Annotated in this window: 14 protein-coding genes; 4 read left to right on the top strand and 10 right to left on the bottom strand. The window is 73.9% G+C overall.

Translation table 11 applies throughout. The annotated features are described in order from the left end of the window. Positions 1–43: 43 nt before the first annotated feature. A complete protein-coding gene (locus LOK46_RS05855) occupies positions 44–700 on the bottom strand; it encodes a class I SAM-dependent methyltransferase (RefSeq protein WP_273562906.1) in 657 nt (218 codons plus the stop codon). 98 nt (positions 701–798) lie between these two features. On the opposite strand from LOK46_RS05855, the gene rlmN reads away from it, so the two are divergent. Continuing rightward, positions 799–2,073, top strand: coding sequence for a 23S rRNA (adenine(2503)-C(2))-methyltransferase RlmN (gene rlmN, locus LOK46_RS05850; RefSeq protein ID WP_273562905.1), 1,275 nt, complete (start codon positions 799–801; stop codon positions 2,071–2,073). A 101-nt stretch (positions 2,074–2,174) separates the two neighbouring features. On the opposite strand, the gene LOK46_RS05845 is transcribed toward rlmN, so the two are convergent. The 4 genes from LOK46_RS05845 to LOK46_RS05830 form a co-directional block, all read right to left on the bottom strand. Beyond that, positions 2,175–3,299 carry a mechanosensitive ion channel family protein gene (locus LOK46_RS05845; protein ID WP_273562904.1) on the bottom strand — a complete coding sequence of 375 codons (1,125 nt, stop codon included), beginning with the start codon at positions 3,297–3,299 and terminating at the stop codon, positions 2,175–2,177. 291 nt (positions 3,300–3,590) lie between these two features. Further along, positions 3,591–8,897, bottom strand: coding sequence for an alpha-2-macroglobulin family protein (locus LOK46_RS05840; RefSeq protein ID WP_273562903.1), 5,307 nt, complete (start codon positions 8,895–8,897; stop codon positions 3,591–3,593). 126 nt (positions 8,898–9,023) lie between these two features. Beyond that, positions 9,024–9,323, bottom strand: coding sequence for an antibiotic biosynthesis monooxygenase family protein (locus LOK46_RS05835; protein ID WP_273562902.1), 300 nt, complete (start codon positions 9,321–9,323; stop codon positions 9,024–9,026). Between the two features lie 17 nt (positions 9,324–9,340). Next, positions 9,341–10,201, bottom strand: coding sequence for a Kdo hydroxylase family protein (locus tag LOK46_RS05830; protein ID WP_273564548.1), 861 nt, complete (start codon positions 10,199–10,201; stop codon positions 9,341–9,343). 206 nt (positions 10,202–10,407) lie between these two features. On the opposite strand from LOK46_RS05830, the gene LOK46_RS05825 reads away from it, so the two are divergent. Then, on the top strand, positions 10,408–10,857 hold the full coding sequence (locus LOK46_RS05825; RefSeq protein ID WP_273562901.1) for an RNA polymerase subunit sigma-70: 450 nt from the start codon (positions 10,408–10,410) through the stop codon (positions 10,855–10,857). 138 nt (positions 10,858–10,995) lie between these two features. Here LOK46_RS05825 and LOK46_RS05820 read toward each other — a convergent pair whose 3' ends face one another. Then, positions 10,996–11,994: a GNAT family N-acetyltransferase gene (locus tag LOK46_RS05820; protein ID WP_273564547.1), complete on the bottom strand. Its 999-nt coding sequence runs from the start codon at positions 11,992–11,994 to the stop codon at positions 10,996–10,998. 161 nt (positions 11,995–12,155) lie between these two features. Further along, positions 12,156–12,638, bottom strand: a complete 483-nt coding sequence (locus LOK46_RS05815) for an Hsp20 family protein (protein ID WP_012318116.1) — start codon at positions 12,636–12,638, stop codon at positions 12,156–12,158. 217 nt (positions 12,639–12,855) lie between these two features. Between LOK46_RS05815 and LOK46_RS05810 the strand changes: the two genes are divergently transcribed. Next, a complete protein-coding gene (locus LOK46_RS05810) occupies positions 12,856–13,890 on the top strand; it encodes an alpha/beta fold hydrolase (protein ID WP_273562900.1) in 1,035 nt (344 codons plus the stop codon). Between the two features lie 4 nt (positions 13,891–13,894). Here the strand turns inward: LOK46_RS05810 and LOK46_RS05805 are convergent, their stop codons facing one another. Next, the gene (locus tag LOK46_RS05805; protein ID WP_273562899.1) at positions 13,895–14,419 is read right to left on the bottom strand and encodes a SixA phosphatase family protein; all 525 of its coding nucleotides are present in this window, start codon (positions 14,417–14,419) and stop codon (positions 13,895–13,897) included. Positions 14,420–14,631: 212 nt separating this feature from the next. On the opposite strand from LOK46_RS05805, the gene LOK46_RS05800 reads away from it, so the two are divergent. Then, a complete protein-coding gene (locus LOK46_RS05800) occupies positions 14,632–15,555 on the top strand; it encodes a class I fructose-bisphosphate aldolase (protein ID WP_273562898.1) in 924 nt (307 codons plus the stop codon). 13 nt (positions 15,556–15,568) lie between these two features. On the opposite strand, the gene LOK46_RS05795 is transcribed toward LOK46_RS05800, so the two are convergent. Continuing rightward, the gene (locus LOK46_RS05795) at positions 15,569–16,522 is read right to left on the bottom strand and encodes an NAD-dependent epimerase/dehydratase family protein (RefSeq protein ID WP_443192873.1); all 954 of its coding nucleotides are present in this window, start codon (positions 16,520–16,522) and stop codon (positions 15,569–15,571) included. Further along, complete coding sequence (locus LOK46_RS05790) at positions 16,506–17,555, bottom strand: glycosyl transferase (RefSeq protein ID WP_443192872.1); 1,050 nt, start codon at positions 17,553–17,555, stop codon at positions 16,506–16,508. The genes LOK46_RS05795 and LOK46_RS05790 overlap by 17 nt, the downstream gene beginning before the upstream one ends. Positions 17,556–17,581 lie beyond the last annotated feature (26 nt).

Raw genomic sequence — 17,581 nt, 5'->3', positions numbered from 1 at the left:
CGCCCTGGATTGCTTCGCTGCGCTCGCAAAGACCGCAACCGGGTCAGCGCGGCTCCCGCGCCACGAACAGCGCCACGCAGCCGACGACCGTGATCTCCACCGACCGGAAGCGCCGGTCCAGCGCCGCGCGCAGGTCCGGCAGGGTGTCGGCGGCGTTCGAGAACACCCCCTTGCGGTTGTAGATCCGCATCAGCGCCCGCGCCGCGGCACTGGTCGGGACGCCGCCCGACAGGATCGTGGCGCCGAACACCACGCCGTCGTCGGCCAGGCACGGCCGCACCGTGTCGAAGGCCCTCGCCTTCGCGGCGATGTCGCCCGGCAGGCAGTGCAGCAGGTAGGTCATCCCGATCGAGTCGAACGGCGCGATGCCGGTGGCCCGGGCGGCGAGCACGTCGATCCGGTAGCTCTCGGGCCGGTAGCGCGCGATCCGGTCGGCTGCGAAGGCGAGGCTGTCGGCGTTGAGGTCCATGAGGCCGACGCGGGGTGCGGGCGCGGGGAAGCGGCACCGGTCGAGATACCAGCCGGTCCCGACCCCGACATCGAGATGCGCCAAGCCCGCGTGGCGGTCGTAGAGGTCCAGGATCCGCGCCGTGGGGCAGCGCCAGATCAGCGGGTTCGACAGGCGCAGCACGACGAGGTCGTAGATCCGCAGCGTCCGCGGGTTGTAGATCGCCTGCCCGGCTCGGGTGTCGGTCGCCATGGCTCTCCGTCAGGCCCCCTGTGGGCGGCGCGCATTCGCCTTCGCCGCCGCGATCGCGTATATCAGACCCTTTCCAACGTATGGATCGTTTGAACGCCATGGCGACGCCGTCGCTCGACAGCGCCCGCGCGGCCGATGCCGCGATCGAGAAGGCGCCGGATCTCCTCCCCGAGGCGCTCCCCGGCCGCCGGCCGTCGCTGGTCGGCCTGACCCGCGACGCCCTCAAGGCGCAGCTCGTCGGCATGGGCGTGCCCGAGCGCGAGAGCCGGATGCGCGCCGGCCAGGTCTGGCACTGGGTCAACTTCCGCGGCGCGTCCGACTTCGCCGAGATGACCAATGTCGGCAAGGCGCTGAAGGCGCAGCTCGCCGAGCACTTCACCCTGGAGCGCCCCGAGGTGGCGAGCCGGCAGGTCTCCCGCGACGGCACCCGCAAGTGGCTGCTGCGCATGGCGCCGACCAACCGGCAGGAGCACAACCGCGGCGCCGAGATCGAGTGCGTCTACATTCCCGGCCCGGACCGGGGCACGCTGTGCGTGTCCTCCCAGGTCGGCTGCACGCTGACCTGCTCGTTCTGCCACACCGGCACGCAGCGCCTCGTGCGCAACCTCTCGGCGGCCGAGATCGTGCAGCAGCTCGTCACCGCCCGGGACGAGCTCGGCGACTGGCCCGGCCAGATGCCGAGCCGCGACGCCGGCGGCTCCGGCGAGGTCGGCCGGCTCGTGACCAACATCGTGTTCATGGGCATGGGCGAGCCCCTCTACAACCTCGACGCCGTGGTCGACGCGGTCGGGGTGATGTCGGACCAAGAGGGGCTCGCCCTGTCCCGCCGCCGGATCACGGTCTCGACCTCGGGGGTCGTGCCGCAGATCCCCCGGCTCGGCGAGCAGGCCAACGCCATGCTGGCGATCTCGCTCCACGCCGTGCGCGACGACCTGCGCGACGAGCTGGTGCCGCTCAACCGGAAATACCCGATCGCCGAGCTGCTCGCGGCCTGCCGGGCCTATCCGGGCCTGAGCAACGCCCGCCGGATCACCTTCGAGTACGTGATGCTGAAGGGCGTCAACGATTCGGACGCGGACGCGCGGGAGCTGGTCCGCCTGCTCAAGGGCATCCCGGCCAAGATCAACCTGATCCCGTTCAACCCCTGGCCGGGCAGCCGCTACGAGTGCTCGGACTGGGACCGGATCGAGCGCTTCTCGGAGATCGTGTTCAACGCCGGCTACGCCTCGCCGGTGCGCACGCCCCGCGGCCGGGACATCCTGGCGGCCTGCGGCCAGCTCAAGAGCGAGACCGAAAAGCTGCGCGCCCGCGCCCGGATGATGCAGGAAGAGGGCATCGGCGTGGAGAGCTTCTACGCCGGCGCCGACGACTGACCCCCGTCTTTGCGAGCGCAGCGAAGCAATCCAGCAGCGCCACGCGCACAGATGGCGCGCAGCCCTGGGTCGCTTCGCTGCGTTCGCGATGACGGCGCGGTTCATGCCGCGAACCGACGCTCCTCGGCCCGGCGCAGGGCCGGCTCCTCGGCGCCTACCCATTCCGTGCGGTGCCGCGGCAGGGCCTCCGGGTGCTCGGCCTGGAGCCACGTGATCATCGCCTCGCGGACCACGCAGCGCAGGTCCCAGGCCTGGGGCGCGTTGCGGGCGCTCACCAGCATCCGGATCTCGATCGTCGCTTCCTTGGCGTCCGAGACTTGGAGGTTGACCACCTTGCCGTCCCACAGGGGCGTGGCCCTGGCGACCTCGGCGAGCTTCTCGCGCATCGCCGCCACGGGCGCCCGGTGGTCGACGTAGAGGAAGACGCTGCCGATCAGCGAGGCGCCGTCGCGGGTCCAGTTCTGGAACGGCTTCTGGATGAAGTAGGTCAGGGGCAGGACCAGCCGGCGCCAGTCCCAGAGGCGGACCACCACGTAGGTCGCGGTGATCTCCTCGACCCAGCCCCACTCGTTCTCGACGATGATCGCGTCCTCGATCCGGATCGGCTGGGTGATGGCGATCTGGATGCCGGCCACGAGGTTCGACAGGACCGGCTGCATGGCGAGACCGAGGACGAGGCCCGCCGCGCCCGCCGAGGCGAGCAGGCTGACGCCGTACTGGCGCACCGGCTCGAAGGTCATCAGCGCCACCGAGAGGGTGACGAGGGCCACCAGCGTCACGCCGGCCCGCTCCAGGATGCGCATCTGCGTGAAGTGCTTGCGCGCCAGGAGGTTGTCCTCGGCGTCGAGCTTGAACCGCCGCAGGTAGATCACCGTGGCGATGTGGAGCGCGGTGGCGCAGCACCAGCCGGTCAGCGTCACGAAGGCCACCAGCAGGATCTGGTTGAGGGCGATCCGCACCTCCCAGGACAGGTGCACGGTGGTCGAGGCAAGGCTGATCGCCACCACGATCAGGCCGAGGCGGCTCGGCCCGCGGGTGCGCGACACCAGCGAGCGCCAGAACAGGCTCTTGGTCGCGACCGCCCGCTTCATCGCCCGGTAGACGATCCCGTGCAGGGGCATCACCACGGCGCAGCAGGCGACGATGAGGATCAGGCTCTCGGCCCACCACGGCAGGTAGGCCAGCGCGCGGGCTGCGGAGCCGGCGAGCGCGTCGAGGTCCGGCATCGGGCATCGCTCCACGGGTTCCGAACGGGACCTGTGGGAATGGGTGGGCGCTCGCGGGGGTTCCGCAATGCACCATGTGCCCGCCGCAACGCAGCGACCCGGCCCGGCGGGTTGCACCGTCGCGTTCGAGGCGGGTCCGGACGATCGCTTCAGCACCACCGTCCTTGCGAGCGCAGCGAAGCAATCCAGGGAAGCGCCGCGCTCACCGATGACGCGCTGTCCTGGGTCGCTTCGCTGCGCTCGCGATGACGGGAAAGCCCCGTCGGGCGCAGCGCTCGAACGGAATCCGTCCTACTTCGCCGCCCCGACCGTCACGCTGCCCGAGGCGGTCCGGCCGAACCGCGCCGGCCGGTACATGTCCTCCACGGTGGCGCCCGGGTGGACGTAGGTCCCGGGCGAGACCGCCCGCACCGTGTAGGCCACGGTGAAGAAGGCCGACTGGCTCGGGTCGCGGTCGTAGGCCGCCACGAAGCGGTCGTCGCGGAACTCGGTGTGGACCGGCTGGACGTCGGACTTGGCGAAGGCGAGCCCCTGGAGCGCGTCGGCGTCGAGGAGCTTCGGGTTGTCGATCTCCAGCCCCGCCGGCAGCGGATCGACCAGCAGGAGCCGCGCGGCCTCCGCCTTGGCCTCGGTGACCTTGAGCACCACCACCAGCCGGTCGTTCTGGCGCAGGCCGCTCGCCGGGTCGACGGTGCTGCCGTCGAGGCGGCGGAAGCTGCGCTCGATCGTGTAGCCCTGCTGCGCCGCCGGTTCCGGCACCAGGGGGCTGCCGTTGACGGTCACGGCCACCTGCACAGGCGCGCGGCCGGTATTGGTGAGCTGAACGCCCCGGTCGGCCAGGGCCGCCTCCCGGTAGACCCGCGCCAGGAGGCCGGTCTGTGGCGCGCCGTCCAGGGTGAACGACAGGGCGCCCGCCTCGTTCGACAGGCTCTCGGCGGCGAGCACCATCCAGGCATTCTCCTGCGTGCTCGTCGGACGCTCGGTCTGCTGCTCCTCGCCGAGCGCGGCCGCCGCGGGGCCCAGCGCCCCCTGCGCCAGCCCGCTCTCGGCGGCCAGGGTGATCAGCCCGGCCCCGTCGCGCAGGCGCGAGCCGTAATCGGCGCGGTACAGGCCCTTGTCGCGCTCGGCGCGCAGCACGGTGAGCGCCGACTCCATCGTCTTGGCGGCCCGGCCGCGGTCGCCGAGCAGCGCCAGGGCGGCGGCGAGCTGCGCCCGCCCGAGGGCGGAAGAGAAGTCGCCGATCTTGGTGTCGGCGAGGTAGCGCAGGTCGCCCATCACCGGCCGGCCGTTCCGGGCGAGCACGTAGGCCGCGTAGGCGAGGTCGGCGCCGCCGTTGCGCACCTCGGTGGCATTGGCCACCGCGTTGCGCAGGTAGTCGAGGGCCTGGGCGAAGGCCTTCTGCGGCACCGCGAAGTTGCGCTCGCGGGCCCGGGTCAGGAAGTCGGTCACGTAGGCGTCGAGCCAGAGGTCGCTCGACCCCTGCGCCGACCACAGGCCGAAATCGCCGCTCGAATCCTGGCGGGCGAGCAGGCGCTCGATCGATTCGCGCACCCGGTCGTCGGCGCCCGCGTCGAGGGCGAGCTTCTCCAGGGCCGCGAGCTTGTTGACGTAGAGCAGCGGCATCGCCCGGCTCACCACCTGCTCGGAGCAGCCGTAGGGGTAGCGGTCGAGCGCGCGGAGCAGGGCCGCCACGTCGACCCCCGGCAGGGCCGTGGCCGAGAGCGAGACGCTGCCGGTGCCGGGCTGCAGGTCGGCGAGGAGGTCCGAGGTCAGCGTCAGGTTCGCGCCGGGGGCGAGGCTGCGCACCGATCGGCGCAGCAGGGCGCCGGTTCCCGGCGCGATCCCCAGGGCGAAGCTCTGGTTGAGGGCGGCCGGGAGGCCGGGCCCCGACAGGGCGAGGTCGAGCCGGGCCGTGCCGGGTCCGGCGGCGGTGAGCGGGATCGCGAACTGGCCCTTGGCGCCGGCCTCCAGCCGCAGCGTCTGGCGCAGCGCGCTGGCGCCGACCACGACCGGGCCGGTCGGGCTCAGGTCGACCGTGTACTCGCCCGCCGGCCCCTCGACGTTGTCGAGAGCCACGAACAGGCGCGAGCGGTCGCCGGTGTCGAGGAAGCGCGGCAGCGTGGCGCTGAGCACGACCGGGTCGCGGATGATCACGTCGGCCTGCGCCTGCCCGACCCGGTCGCCGCTCCAGGCGGTGACCATGACGCGGCCGGTGCCGTTGAAGGCCGGGATCGGGAAGGTGACGCTGGCCGCGCCGCCCGGTCCCACGGTGACGACGCCTGAGTAGAGCGCCAGCGGCGCCTGGGTCGGCGGGGAATCGGCGAGCTCGCCGCCGCCCGCGTCGCCGCCGGAGCGGATCGCCCCGGCCGAGCCCTGCATGCCGTCGATCAGGTAGCCGTAGAGGTCGCGGACCTCCGGCCCGAGCGCCCGCTGGCCGAGGAAGTACTGGGTCGGATCCGGCGCCGCGTAGCGGGTCAGGTTGAGGATGCCGACATCGACGAGGGCCACGGTGATCCGCGCCGGCTCGCCGGCCTTCAGCCCGGTGAGCTGGACCGGCAGGGTCAGGTCCTGGCGCGGGCGCGCCCGCTCCGGCGCCTTCAGGGCGACCCCGAGGCTGCGCCGCTCCCGGTCCACCGAGAACCACGCCAGACCCAGCGCCCGGCCGGGCAGGCGCTTGGCCGCCTGGTCGAGGGGCCGGTAGGCGGTGGCCACCAGGTAGGCGCCGGCGCCCCACTCGGCCTTCACCGGGATGCTGACCGTGGTGCCACCCTCGGGCACGCTGACCTCCAGGGTCTGGTGCACGCGGTCGCTGACGACCATCAGGCTGGCCTGACCCCTGAACTTCGGGCTGAGCTTGGCCCGCAGCGTGTCGCCGGCCGCGTAGGCGGCCTTGTCGAGGGTCAGGTCGAGGAGGTCGGGCGCCTCCGCGGTCTCGGAGCCGCCCCAGCCCACCTCGAAGCCGAGGCTCGCGGTCGCCTCCGGGGCGCCCGCGGTCGAGACCTCCAGCCGGTAGCGGCCGAGGCCGACCGGCGCCTCGATCCGGCTCGGGCCGGCGGCCGTGAGGTCGACGGTGCCGCTGGCGATGCGCCGCGCGGACTTCACCGCCTCGAACGACCAGCGCCCGTCCGCCCGGTACCACTGGTAGGAGGAGTCGATCCGCGACAGGGTCCAGCTCACGCCCGGTCGGGCGAGGAGCGCCCCGTCGGGGCTCGCGAACACCGCGTCGAAGCCCGCGATCCCGCCCTCCTTGAGGTCGGTGAAACCCTTGCGCAGGGCGAGGACTGGGTTGGCCGGGAGGATCGGCAGGGTCAGGCTGCGTGACAGCGCCCGGCCGCCGGGCTCGCCGACCGCCAGCGTGATCTTCGCCTCCAGCGCCCGCGGCGCCGCGACCTGGGGCACCGGCACCATGACGGTGGCGGCGCCCTGCGCGTTCGTGGTGGCGTGGTCCTGCAGTTCCTGGGTCGCCGGCTCCACGGCCTCGTCGTCGAGACCGATGGCGTAGTTCTCCAGCCCCTTGATGCCGCTGGTGCCGGCCGCCTGCACGGTGACGCTGCCCGACACGTCGAGATCGGCGCCCGGGGCGCCGTAGAGGTAGCGGGCGGCGACGTCGACCTGCGCGGCCTCGCCCCGGTTCAGGGCTGCCTGCCGGGCCTTGAGGGTCACCTCCAGCCGCTCCGGGACGTAATCCTCCACGAGGAAGCTGGTCTCGCCGATCGCGGGCGCCTTCGGGTCCGTGTAGGCGGAGACCCGCCACGTGCCGTGCATCGCCCCCGACAGGAGCGGCAGCGGCAGCGCCCGGCCGCCGAGCCCCTGGTCGGGCACCGAGACGCGCCGGTACTCGACGCCGTCCGGCCGCTTGACCACCAGGGTCAGCGGCAGGTCCGGCACGGCGGCGCCGCGGGGATCGCGCAGGAGGGCGGTGAGCTGGACGGTCTCGCCCGTGCGGTAGACCCCGCGCTCCGGGAACAGGTAGGCGTCGAGGCCGCCGGTCTCGGGCCGCCCCTTCACGCCGCGGTCGGTGAGGTCGAAGGCGCCGAGGTTGAGGTCGAGGAAGCCGTAATCGCCGCCCGTCTGGGCGACCACGAGGCTCGGCGCCAGGCCGCCCTCCCCGCGGGCGAGCCCGGGATCGAAGGCGACGTGGCCCTGCGCGTCCGTGGTCCGGGTGCCCAGCACCTCGTTGTTGCGGGCGACCAGCCGGATCTCGGCGCCCGGCATCACCTGCGCGGAGGCGAGCGAGCGCAGGACCACGGTGACTCCGTCCCGGCCCTTGGTGGCGGTGAGCCCCAGGTCGGAGACCACGAACCACTGGGTCGCCTGGGTGTCGTACTCCTCGTCGGAGGCGGCCACGCCCGAGGGCCGGGCCAGCATCACGTAGAGGCCGGGCTCCAGCTTGCCCACGGCCTGCAGCACCGGGAAGGCGGTGACGGCCTCCTGATTGATCTCGGCCTTGGCGGTGTCGAGGGTGCCCTTCCAGACGCGCTGGCCCTTCTCGGACGCGATCGTCCGGGCGGTCGAGCCGCTGAGCTGGCCGAGGAAGTCCTCGGACCGCAGGGTCGGCAGCAGGCCGCGGTCGCCGATGCGCAGCACCTCGACGTCGAGCTTCGGCGCGTTCACCGAGACCAGGGGCACGCCCGCTTGGCCCGTCCGCGGCAGGACGTAGTTGCGCCCGGTGAAGCGCACCTGCGGGGCGCGGTCGCGGACGTAGATCTCGTAGTCGGCGGCCTTGAGCAGGCTCTCGCCGACCGCCGAGGGCAGGCCCTGGCGCACCACGATGGCGTAGCGGCCGCCGTGCTTGAGCCCGTCGACGCAGGCCTGGGAGCCCTCCCCGGTCACCGCGGCCGCGCTGCTGCCCGAGACGGCGAAGAACGGCGCGTAGTCGGTCTTGGGCCTGATCGCCTCCGAGAAGGTGAAGCAGGCCCGCGGGGCGGCCGCGTCGGAATCGACCTTGTAGTCGAGGATGCGGAAGCCGTGCTCCGCCCGCAGGGTCTCGTAGGTCTCCCGGACCGAACCGGTCTCGGCCAGGGCGAGGCTCGCCGCGTAGGCGTCGAGCGCCGGGCGCCAGGATTCCTGCTCGGCCTCCGCGGCGCCGAGCGCGGCCAGCGACGCCGCGGCGTCGGCGGCCGTGCCGGCGCGCTCGTAGGCGCGGTAGGCGGCAGCCGTCACCCGCCCGCGCAGGCGCGACCGGCCCTGGTAGTCGTTGTCCTCGAGGGCGCCCAGGGCCGCCGCGGCCCCGCGGGCGTAGGCCTGCCAGTTGCGCCCGTCGGCCGGGTCGGCCGCCACCGCGGCGGTGAGCGGCGCCAGCGCCTCGTCGGGCTTGTCGGCGGCGAGCAGGGCTAACCCGGCGGCGCGGGACTGGCCGGCGGGCCGGAGCGGCCCCCCGGCTTCCGCCTTCAGCGCGGTCTCCAGGCGGACCGCCGCGCTGGCGAGGTCGGCCCGGACGAAGGTCCTGGCGAAGGGCGCCGCGACGGCCGCGACCGGCCGGGGCGCGGTGCGGGCCGCCGGCGAGGTCTGGGCGAGCGGAGTCTGGGCGAGGGCCGGACCGCTGGCGATCCCTCCGAGGAGCGCCAGGGCACCCGCGAGCCGTCCGAGCCGCGCCATCAGCCTGTTCCCCACCCGCAATCCCGATGATTCGTCCCGGGTCCCGTCGCGCGGGAGCCTAGCACCGGCGGTCGGGCTCGCAACGCTCCGAACCGCTCGAGGCCCTGCCCGGCCCCGCGCCGGGGCTCAGAACGCCTTCAGCACCTGCTCGGCGTGCTCGACGGCCACCGGGCCGGCGAAGCAGTGGGAGACCAGGGCGCGGTAATCCTGCCAGGGCTGCGAGCCGGTGAAGTCCGTGGTGTGGGCCTCCAGCGTGTCCCAGTGGATCAGCAGCCGGTAGCGCTGCGGGTGCTCGATCGAGCGCCGCACCTCGAAGTGCCGGCAGCCCTTGGCCTGCTTGAAGATCGCCGAGGCCTCGGCGATGCCGGTCTCGAACTCGGCCTCCAGGCCGGGCTTGATCTCGATCTGCGCGATCTCGAGGATCATGACGTGACGTCCCTCTCTCAGGTGCGAAGGGCGCGGCCGAGCTTGGCCGCCAGGATGCGCTGCGGGCTCAAGGTGGGGTCGGCCTGGGCGGCGACCGGCAGGTAGGCGGTCTGCTCCAGCATGTAGCGGCCGCCCATGGCCCCGTGCATCACGAGGTCCGAGAAGGTCACCCAGGTCTCGCCAGGGCGGAACTCCACGTCGGCCTGGGGCGCCGACGCCTGATACGCCTCGTCCTGCTTGAGGGCGTCGTGCAGGTGCAGCATCAGGTGGTCGTATTCTGAGCGCCGGGCCTTGGTGACGCGGAGTGCCGCCAGCAGGCGCGCCGAGAGCGGGGCGTAGCCGGGCAGGCGCGGCAGGAACTTCTCCGCCATCGTGCCGAAATCCTCGCCGACCCGCCAGCGGCGCGGCTCGCCCGCCGGGTTGATGTTGCGGAACACCCGCAGGATCCGCTTCTCGCCGATCGGGTTCGACGGGAACGCGTCGACGTGCAGGCGCGTGTCGTCGCGCCGCCAGCTCAGCTTGCGCCGGTCGACGTCGAAGGGCCGGTAGGAGGTGCCGGCGAGGCTCACCCGGTCGCGATACGCGGGCAGGTAGGTGCCGATCAGGTCTCGGGCGAAGGCGCGGTAGCGGATCAGGAGCTGGCGCAGGGCCTCCTGCTCCTCCGGCGTGCCGGCCGCGCCGCGCAGCTCGGCGGCCTCGCCGCGGATGTTGACGTTCTTGGCCTTGCCGTCCGCGAAGGGCCGCTCGGTGAACCGGCGCTCGAAGTCGCTGAACGGGAAGGGCAGATCGGGGAACAGCAGCACCGCCCCGGCCTCCAGCTCCCGCGCGAGGGAGCCGGGCGTCTCGCCGGGGGCGACTCTGCGGATCGGGCTGATCATCGTCTGCGCGCTGGCTGCCGTCACGGTCCGGCCCCCTCTAGCGGAGCGGCCGGGGGGAGGCCAGAGCCGCGCATTTCCGGTGGACGGCGGCTGTCATCCACCGCCGCGGCGGAGGGCAGCCACCCGATCGGCTTGCGCAACCGGTTCGTTCCCGGCACGTTCCCCGGCCAGCACCCGGCCCGAGAGCCCGGCGGAGGATGGCGCCGATGGCGACCCTGAAGGAATTCGAGGAAGCCCTGCGCGAGCACGGCATGAACATGGCGCTGGCGCTGCTGGAGCGCCTGCGCGAGCGCGACCGCGCGACCCGGACGGTCAAGCCCGCCCGGCGGCTGACCGGACAGAAGATGACCCCGGAACTCGCCCGGGCGATCCTGGACCTGCACGCCACGACCGGCATGACCCAGCAGGAGATCGCCTTCAAGGTCGGGGTCAACCAGGGCCGCGTGAACGAGGTGATCAAGCGCGGCAAGTGGCTGAGCGACGACCCGAACGCCCCGGAGGCCGTGGCCCGCGACAAGGCGGTGGCCCGGATGCGCGGCGACCCGAAGCCCAGGAAGGCGGCCGCCGCCCGCCCCGCCTCCGCGCGCGCCAAGGAGCGCAAGGCCGCGCCGCCCAAGGCGCGCAACCAGGGTCAGCTGGCGCTGGGGGATCTCTGAGGGGCTGCAGCGCCCTCGTCCTCGCGAGCGGTGCGAAGCAACCCAGGGCAGCGCGACCCTGCGAAGCGTGGCGCTCCCGGATCGCTTCGCTCCGCTCGCGAGGACGGTGCGGGCTCTCGCCTCCGATAGCCCGCGCTCTCACCCGGCCGGCGCGAAATGGCCCCGGTAGCGCGCGCCGATCACCTCGACCGGTAGCGTGACGAACACGTCCGTCGTGCCGAACTGGCGGTCGATCACCGCGCCGTCCCCGAACGTGGCGCCGAGGCGCAGGTAGCCCTTGATCAGGGGCGGCAGCGCCTGCAGGGCCGCCTTGGCGTCCACCGCCTCGCGGGGCATCCGGTCCATCGCCACCGCCCGCTCCGGCAGCGCCCGGGCCCGCCAGCCCTCCGGCGCGCGGGCGTGGTGATGCAGGAACGCGAGCGGCAGGGCCAGCCGGTCCGGGTCGGTGCCCTCCAGGCTTGCGCAGCCGATCAGCGCGTCGATCCGGTGGTGCAGGACGTAGGCGTAGATGCCCTGCCACAGCAGCTCGACGGTCCGCTTGCTCCGGTAGGGCTTGAGCACGCAGGAGCGGCCGAGCTCTAGGAGCCGCCGGTGCCCCTGCGCGCCGAGCAGCGGCGCGAGGTCGTACTCGCCCTCGGAATAGAAGCCGGTGTGCCGCTCGGCCACCTCGCCGCGCAGCAGCCGGTAGGTGCCGACGACCTTCGGGCGCGGCTCGACGAACGGCTTCTTCCGCCGCGGCGCCGCGTGGTCGAGGACGAGCAGGTGGTCGCAGACCGCGTCGTAGCCGTCGACGTCGCGGCGGGACAGGGCGGCGAGCCCGGAGGGCACCGCCGACATCTCCTCGTAGAAGACCTTGTAGCGCAGCCGCTGGGCCCGCCGGATCTCGGATTTCCGCGTCGCCAGCCGGACCTCGAGGCTGCCGATGCGGCCGAGGCTGCGCCCTTCGAGCGGCTCGGGCAGGCGGATCGCCCGCTCGGCCGAGAGCACGTCGTCGATCCCGCCCGCGCCCGCGATGCCCGGCAGCGCGACCGGCCGGCGGCGCAGCTTGGCGATCGGCGCGCCGACGCCCCACTGCACGCCCCTGTGCCAGCCGGCTCCGAGCGCGCTGTAGGCTCCGCGGGCGAGATTGGCGACCATGGTCGGGTTCACTCCGGGTGCGCGTCCGTGCACCGTCGAATCCGACAGAGAGCACGACGGCCACACGCCATTATGACAGCCGACGCGAGAAAGCGCCCCGGCCGGGGGCCGGGGCGCTCCGAGAGCCTGATCGGGACCTGACGGTTCCGCGCGGGGCGGGATCAGGCGGCCTGCTGGACCGCGTCCTTGCGGACGTCGCCCTCGATCACCGGGGCGCTGGGGCGCGCCGCCGAGGCGATCTCGATGCGACGGGGCTTCTTCGCCTCCGGGACCTCGCGGACGAGGTCGATGTGGAGGAGGCCGTTCTCGAGCGCCGCGCCGGTCACCTGGACGTGGTCGGCGAGCTGGAACCGGCGCTCGAAGGCGCGGGCCGCGATGCCCTGGTGCAGGAACTCCGCCTTGCCCTCGGCCTTGCGCTCACCCTTCAGCGTGAGCGCGTTCTCCCGCACCTCGATCGACAGGTCGGACTCGGTGAAGCCGGCGACCGCGACGGTGATGCGGTAGGCGTTCTCGCCGGTCCGCTCGATGTTGTAGGGCGGGTAGGTCGGGGCCGCCTCGGCGCTCGCGAACTGGTCGAGGGCGGAGAACAGGCGATCGAAGCCGACGGTGGAACGGTACAGAGGAGCGAGATCGAACTGACGCATGACATATCCTCGTCTGAGCAACATGCAATTCCGGTCCGCCCGATGGGCCGGACCCGTCTCTCGTGCCGCCTGACGGCCGGCACAGACGAGATATCGGAGGGGGAAAATCGCGCTTCAAGACCCCCGGCGAGGGTCGGAAACGAGATTTTTTCGCTACGGTCGCAGAGTGCATCCGGGCGTGCATCGGACGATGCGCGGAGGCGCTGAGGTGAGGCCAGTGAGACGCTTCGACGGTGACACCGGGCGCGAGCCGCCGCTCCTGACCCTGCGCAGCACGCCCGACAACCCGGTGCCGCCGGGCGGCACGCTGATCGCCGTCGGCACGCGCGACGACTGCACCCTGCGGGCGGCCTACTGGCAGACCACGGCGCGCACCTGCCGGGGCACGGTCTGCCTGCTCCAGGGCCGGGCCGAGTTCATCGAGAAGTACTACGAGACGATCCACGAGCTGCGCGCCCGGGGCTTCGCGGTCGTGGCGTTCGACTGGCGCGGCCAGGGCGAATCGGACCGGCGGGTGGACGATCCGCACAAGGGCCACGTCGCCCGGTTCGACGATTACCGCCTCGACCTGCGGGCGGTGACCGAGACGATCCTGGTGCCGCTGATGCCCGAGCCCCATGTAGGCCTCGCGCATTCCATGGGCGGATGCGTCGCCCTCCTCGCGGCCCTCGACGGCGCGCTGCCGTTCCGGCGGCTGGTGACCCTGGCGCCGATGCTGTCGATCCGGATGGTCCGCTGGCCGGCCGGCGCCGCGATCCTGTCGCGGGGCCTGCAGCGGATCGGCCTCGGGAGCCGCTACATCCCGTTCGGCAAGCCGGTCTCGATCGCCACCAACCCGTACGCCGGCAACCGGCTGTCGCGCGACCCGGTCCGCTACGCCCGCAACGCCGCGGCGGCCCGGCAGGTCGGCGCCGGCGCGGTCGGCGACCCGACGATCGCGTGGCTCGCCGAGGCGTTCCGCGCGATGGCGCGGCTGCGCGACCCCCGGGCGGCACCGCGGATCGGGCTGCCGACCCTGATCGTCGCGGCGGGCGCCGACCCGGTCTGCGGCACGGCGGAGACCGAGCGCTTCGCCGCCCGGCTCAAGGCCGGCCACATCCTGGTCCTGCCGGATTCCCGGCACGAGATCCTGACCGAGCGCGACGCGATCCGGCAGGATTTCTGGGCGGCCTTCGAGGCGTTCGTGCCAGGCTCGCCCCTGCCGACCCACGCGGAGGTCGAGGCGCACGCCGTCGCGGTGCCGGTCGCCTGAGGCGTCAGCCCCCGAGGTCCGGGTCGATGTCCCGGGGGCGCACGTACCGGTCGAGGCGCCCGCGGCCCGGCGCGATCTCCGCCCAGCGGTCGTCCTCGAAGTCGATCACCACGAAGGCCGCCGTCGGGAACTCCAGGGCCAGCCGGTCCCGGGCCGCCCGCGGCCCCGACCCCGCGAGCGCCGCCGCGAGGTCGCCGAGGCCCGGATTGTGGCCGACCACGATCAGCGTGGCGGCCGCGTCGGGCGCCTGCCGGATCACACCGAGGATCCGATCCGCCGGCGCCTCGTAGATCTCGGAGTGCCAGCGCGTCTCGGGGCTGCCGAGGGCGGCCTCCATCGCGGCCCAGGTCTGGCGGGTCCGCGCGGCGTTGGAGACCAGGGCGAGATCCGGGCACAGGTCCTCCCGCGCGAGGTGGGCGCCCACCGCCGGGGCGGCCCGTTTCCCGCGCGCGTTGAGCGGGCGCTCGTGGTCCGCCACGCCCGGCGGACGGTCGGACTTGGCGTGCCGCAGCAGGATCAGCCTGCGCATGAGCGAACCTCTGACGCGTCTCGTGGGCCGGTCTCGGAGCTGCCGGTTCGGGCGCGCGGCCGGACCGGGCGGCGCCCGCTCCGGCCCGGTTAGCCGAAAGCGCCGCGTGCGGGAACCGCGGCTTTGCCCGCACCGTTCCGACCGGGAGCCGTCCGCAGCACGGCCCGCGGCCCGATCCGCGGCGCGACGGTCTCTGGCCAGGAGGCTGCCCGATGGACCGATCCGCCCGCGTCACCGAGATCCTGTCGTGGTACGGGGCCGACAGCCCCGGGACCCTCACCAACCTCGCCCGGATGCTGGAGCACGGGACGCTCGGCGGCACCGGCAAGATGCTGATCCTGCCCGTCGACCAGGGCTTCGAGCACGGGCCCGCCCGCAGCTTCGGCCCGAACCCGCCGGCCTACGACCCGCACTACCATTTCGAGCTGGCCCTGGCGGCGGGGTGCAACGCCTACGCGGCGCCGCTCGGCTTCCTGGAGGCGGGCGCGCGCGACTACGCCGGGCGCATCCCGCTGATCCTGAAGCTCAATGACCACGACCTCCTGGCCGACGAGGAGGATCCCGAGCAGGCGATCACCGGCTCGGTGGCCGACGCCCTGCGGCTCGGCGCCTGCGCTATCGGCTTCACGATCTACCCGGGCTCCGCCCACCGCAACGCCATGTACGGGCAGATCCGCGCGATCGCCGAGGAGGCCAAGAGCGTCGGCCTCGCCGTGGTGATCTGGTCCTACGCCCGCGGCTCGGCCCTGTCGAAGGAGGGCGAGACCGCCATCGACGTGATCGGCTACGCGGCCCAGATCGCCGCGCAGCTCGGCGCCCACATCATCAAGGTGAAGCTGCCCTCGGCCCATATCGAGCAGCCGGCGGCGAAGAAGGTCTACGAATCGACCGGCATCCCGATCGGCACGGCGGCCGAGCGCGTCCGCCACGTGGTGCAGTGCGCGTTCAACGGCCGGCGGATCGTGATCTTCTCCGGCGGGGCCCAGGCCGAGGAGGCCAGCTTCCTCGACGAGATCCGGGCCATCCAGGCGGGCGGCGGGTTCGGCTCGATCGTGGGCCGCAACGCGTTCCAGCGCTCGAAGGCGGACGCCCTGTCGCTGCTCGGCAAGATCACCGACATCTACGCGGGCCGCTGAGGCAGCCCCGCGTTCAGCCGCCGTCGCGGGCCAGCCGGGCGAGCCCGTCGCGGGTCGGCCCGGCCGGCCGCCAGCCGAGGGAGGCGAGCCCGTCGGCGCGGGCGACGAGCCCCTCGGCGACGCGGGCGAACTGCGCGTCCCGGCCGGTCACCCGGCAGGCCAGCCGGAGGAGCCCGGCCGGGACCGGGACGATGCCCGGGCCGCGGCCGAGGCCCCGGCGCAGCGCCGCGATCATCTCGGGCAGGCTGAGCGGGTCCGGGTCGGCCGCCACGAGGGCGCGGTTCAGGGGGCCGGGCGCCGCCAGCACCGCGTCCACGGCGCCCGACAGGCTCTCCAGCGCGATCAGCGAGCGCCGCGCCGCGAGGCCGCCCAGCGGCAGCGGGTACGGGCTGCGCGCCAGCCGCAGGAGCGCGGCCATGTTGCCCTTCACGCCGGCCCCGTAGACGAGGACCGGGCGCAGCGCGACCCAGTCCAGGCCGGTCTCGGCGAGCGCCGCCTCGGCCTCGAGCTTGGAGCGGCCGTAGGGGTCGGTGGGCCGGGGCGGATCGCCCTCCCCGACCACGCCCGGCGCGCTCGCCCCGACCTGCGCGCGGATCGACGACAGGAACACGAAGCGGCGCACCTTCGCGCGCGCCGCGGCCTCCGCCAGCCGGCGCGTCGCCTCGGTGTTGAGCGTGCGGTAGTCGTCCTCCGGTGCCCCCGACATGGCGTGGGCGAGGCCGGCCGAGTGCACCACCGCGTCGACGCCGCTGAGGGCCGCCGCCATGTTGATCGGGCGGGTCAGGTCGCCCACGACCGCGCTCGCCGCGCCCTCCGGCACGGTCGTGGGCCGGCGCAGCAGCACGCGGACTCGGTAGCCGCGCGCGGTGAGGTCGGCGAGCAGGTGGCGGCCGATGAACCCGGTCGCCCCGGTGAGCGCGATGAGTCCGGTCACGGCTGGGCGGCCTCTGTCACGGCTGGGCGGCATCTTCGGCTGGGGCCGGCGCCGGGGCGCGGGCGAAGCGGCGGAGCAGGGCGGCGACCAGGACGAGCCCGGCGGCCGATGCGGCGAGCGTGACCGGCCAGGACGGCCAAAGCAAGGTCGCGGCGGCGAGCGCCGCCAGGGCGAGGTTGGCCGCGAACACCCGTCCGACCACGCCGGGCACGGTCAGCCCGTTGACGGTGGCCCGCTGATAATAGTGCCCGCGATGGGCCTCCCAGACCCGCTCGCCCCGCGCCGCCCGCGCGGCGAGGGTCAGGCTGGCATCGGCGAGGTAGACGAGCGGCAGCAGCAGGGCGGCGGCGAGCCCGCCCGCCAGGGCGAGCTGGCACAGCAGCCACGCGGTGACGAGCCCGACCGGCAGCGACCCGACATCCCCGAGGAAGAGCCGCGCGACCGGCCGGTTGAACGGCGCGAAGCCCAGCACCGCGCCCAGCAGGCTCGCCGCCACCAGCGTCGGCAGCGGCGGCAGGTGCCCGGCGAGGCCGAGCAGCAGGAGCGCGCCCGCCACCGGGACGATCTCCGCGACCGTCATCCAGTCGAGCCCGTCCATGAAGTTCGTCAGGTTGACGAACCAGAGGCCCGCCAGCAGCGCGAGGCCGCGCTCCAGCCACAGCGGCAGGCCGGGCAGCAGGCGCCCGTCCAGGTGCCAGACCAGCAGGCCGACCACCACGGCCTGCACGGCGAGCCGCAGGGCGACCGGCAGCGGCCGGACGTCGTCCACGGCGCCGAGGACCGCCAGCGCGAGGGCGCCGCCGGCGAGCCAGGTCCAGTCCGGCCGGCCGCCGATCTCCGGCGCCGCGATCAGCAGGCCCGAGATCGTGACCAGAGCCGTCACCACGGCGATCCCGCCGCCCTGCGGGGTCGGCACGGTGTGGCTGGAGCGGGCGTTCGGCCGGGCCAGGGCGTAGCGCTGCAGCAGCGGGCGCAGGCGCAGGATCAGGCCCGCCGAGAGGGCGGCGGCGAGGGGCACCGCCAGGAGCAGGATCGCGGTCAGGGCGGGCGGCATGTCGGGCGGCATGGCGCGGTCCTACGCGATCCGCCGCC

This window comes from Methylobacterium sp. NMS14P, from assembly GCF_028583545.1.
Lineage (GTDB): Bacteria > Pseudomonadota > Alphaproteobacteria > Rhizobiales > Beijerinckiaceae > Methylobacterium.
This window is presented reverse-complemented; position numbering and strand designations above follow the sequence as displayed.

Bases quoted from the DNA above. Each gene is read 5' to 3' on its own strand.
- LOK46_RS05790 (WP_443192872.1), bottom strand. From the start codon at position 17,555: ATGCCGCCCGACATGCCGCCCGCCCTGACCGCGATCCTGCTCCTGGCG.
- LOK46_RS05805 (WP_273562899.1), bottom strand. From the start codon at position 14,419: ATGCGCAGGCTGATCCTGCTGCGGCACGCCAAGTCCGACCGTCCGCCG.
- rlmN (WP_273562905.1), top strand. From the start codon at position 799: ATGGCGACGCCGTCGCTCGACAGCGCCCGCGCGGCCGATGCCGCGATC.
- LOK46_RS05815 (WP_012318116.1), bottom strand. From the start codon at position 12,638: ATGCGTCAGTTCGATCTCGCTCCTCTGTACCGTTCCACCGTCGGCTTC.
- LOK46_RS05825 (WP_273562901.1), top strand. From the start codon at position 10,408: ATGGCGACCCTGAAGGAATTCGAGGAAGCCCTGCGCGAGCACGGCATG.
- LOK46_RS05835 (WP_273562902.1), bottom strand. From the start codon at position 9,323: ATGATCCTCGAGATCGCGCAGATCGAGATCAAGCCCGGCCTGGAGGCC.
- LOK46_RS05855 (WP_273562906.1), bottom strand. From the start codon at position 700: ATGGCGACCGACACCCGAGCCGGGCAGGCGATCTACAACCCGCGGACG.
- LOK46_RS05830 (WP_273564548.1), bottom strand. From the start codon at position 10,201: ATGATCAGCCCGATCCGCAGAGTCGCCCCCGGCGAGACGCCCGGCTCC.
- LOK46_RS05840 (WP_273562903.1), bottom strand. From the start codon at position 8,897: ATGGCGCGGCTCGGACGGCTCGCGGGTGCCCTGGCGCTCCTCGGAGGG.
- LOK46_RS05800 (WP_273562898.1), top strand. From the start codon at position 14,632: ATGGACCGATCCGCCCGCGTCACCGAGATCCTGTCGTGGTACGGGGCC.
- LOK46_RS05845 (WP_273562904.1), bottom strand. From the start codon at position 3,299: ATGCCGGACCTCGACGCGCTCGCCGGCTCCGCAGCCCGCGCGCTGGCC.
- LOK46_RS05795 (WP_443192873.1), bottom strand. From the start codon at position 16,522: ATGCCGCCCAGCCGTGACAGAGGCCGCCCAGCCGTGACCGGACTCATC.
- LOK46_RS05820 (WP_273564547.1), bottom strand. From the start codon at position 11,994: ATGGTCGCCAATCTCGCCCGCGGAGCCTACAGCGCGCTCGGAGCCGGC.